Raw genomic sequence first — 497 nt, forward strand, 5'->3', positions numbered from 1 at the left:
CGAGATGTAAGCGGGTGTGGAATTCCTGTCGGGGAAGTCGGACACGAGCTTCTTCATTTTGTCCGGATTTCTCCCGGCTATCGCCCAGCTAAAGTCCGCCGGAAGATGCTCAGCAAGATGCCGGAACGTGTTTTGACCCGTAACGCCAGTGGCACCGAGCACGACCAATCGATAAGTTTTCAAGAGCCGAACCACTCCTCGCTGATTAGCATCTCCGACGAGTATCTTGGTCCGGCAAAAGTGCTGAACAAGGCCAGAGTTGCCTGTTGTAAAAAGCGCTCATCATCTGATCGAAGGTATCCATGGATGGTCAGATCGATGTACCCGTGCGCCGTGGACCACAGGAGACGTCCAATTTCGTCTGGTGAGCCGGACAGAATTCCATCAGCTATAGCTTTGTTGACGACATTGATGGTGATGGAACTCCACGGCGCACGGGTACATCGATCTGACCATCCATGGATACCTTCGATCAGATGATGAGCGCTTTTTACAAC

Annotated in this window: 1 protein-coding gene and 1 pseudogene; both read right to left on the minus strand. The window is 52.3% G+C overall.

Annotation, left to right across the window (positions count from 1 at the left end):
- Positions 1-183 (minus strand): annotated as a pseudogene (locus A3709_RS24730) (hypothetical protein); the annotation flags it as partial.
- Positions 180-497: TetR-like C-terminal domain-containing protein (locus A3709_RS24735; protein ID WP_231871259.1), on the minus strand; the 318-nt coding region annotated here is incomplete at its 5' end. The gene A3709_RS24735 and the pseudogene A3709_RS24730, both read right to left, overlap by 4 nt.

Source organism: Halioglobus sp. HI00S01 (assembly GCF_001635445.1).
Lineage (GTDB): Bacteria > Pseudomonadota > Gammaproteobacteria > Pseudomonadales > Halieaceae > Halioglobus > Halioglobus japonicus.